Below are 1,130 nucleotides of genomic sequence, written 5' to 3'. Positions count from 1 at the left end.
GCTACTGGTGCCACTGGTCCTCGAGGTAACACAGGCGCTACCGGTGCCACTGGTCCTCAAGGTAACACGGGCGCTACTGGGCCTCAGGGTAACACGGGTGCTACTGGACCTCAAGGCGTTCAAGGTAACACAGGTGCTACTGGTGCTACTGGTGCTACCGGTGCCACTGGTATAGGAGTTACCGGTCCTACCGGACCTTCTGGTGGGCCTCCTGGACCTACTGGACCTCAAGGACCTCAAGGTAACACGGGTGCTACTGGGCCTCAAGGTGCTCAAGGTAACACAGGTGCTACTGGACCTCAGGGCGTTCAAGGTAACACGGGCGCTACCGGTGCCACTGGTCCTCGAGGTAACACGGGCGCTACCGGTGCCACTGGTCCTCGAGGTAACACAGGCGCTACCGGTGCCACTGGTCCTCAAGGTAACACGGGCGCTACCGGTGCCACTGGTCCTCAAGGTAACACGGGCGCTACTGGTGCCACTGGTCCTCGAGGTAACACGGGCGCTACCGGTGCCACTGGTCCTCGAGGTAACACAGGCGCTACCGGTGCCACTGGTCCTCAAGGTAACACGGGTGCTACTGGCGCTACCGGACCTCAAGGTGCTCAAGGTAACACGGGTGCTACCGGTGCTACTGGGCCTCAGGGTGTTCAAGGTAACACGGGTGCTACTGGCGCTACTGGACCTCAGGGTATTCAAGGTAACACAGGTGCTACTGGACCTCAGGGTATTCAAGGTAACACGGGTGCTACCGGTACTACTGGGCCTCAGGGTGTTCAAGGTAACACGGGTGCTACTGGTCCTCAGGGTATTCAAGGTAACACAGGTACTACTGGTGCCACTGGTCCTCAAGGTAACACAGGTGCTACCGGACCTCAGGGCGTTCAAGGTAACACGGGTGCTACTGGCGCTACTGGACCTCAGGGTATTCAAGGTAACACAGGTGCTACCGGACCTCAGGGCGTTCAAGGTAACACAGGTGCTACTGGACCTCAGGGTGTTCAAGGTAACACGGGCGCTACTGGTGCCACTGGTCCTCAAGGTAACACAGGTGCTACCGGACCTCAGGGTGTTCAAGGTAACACGGGCGCTACTGGCGCTACCGGACCTCAAGGTGCTCAAGGTAACAC

1 pseudogene is annotated in these 1,130 nt (G+C 59.0%); it reads left to right on the top strand.

Annotated elements, in window-relative coordinates:
* Nucleotides 1-1,130 (top strand): annotated as a pseudogene (locus MKO96_RS12345) (collagen-like protein); the annotation flags it as partial.

Source organism: Bacillus sp. ES1-5 (genome assembly GCF_022487605.1).
GTDB lineage: Bacteria > Bacillota > Bacilli > Bacillales > Bacillaceae_G > Bacillus_A > Bacillus_A wiedmannii.
Note: the sequence above shows the minus strand (reverse complement) of the source record. Positions and strands in the feature narration are given on the sequence as shown.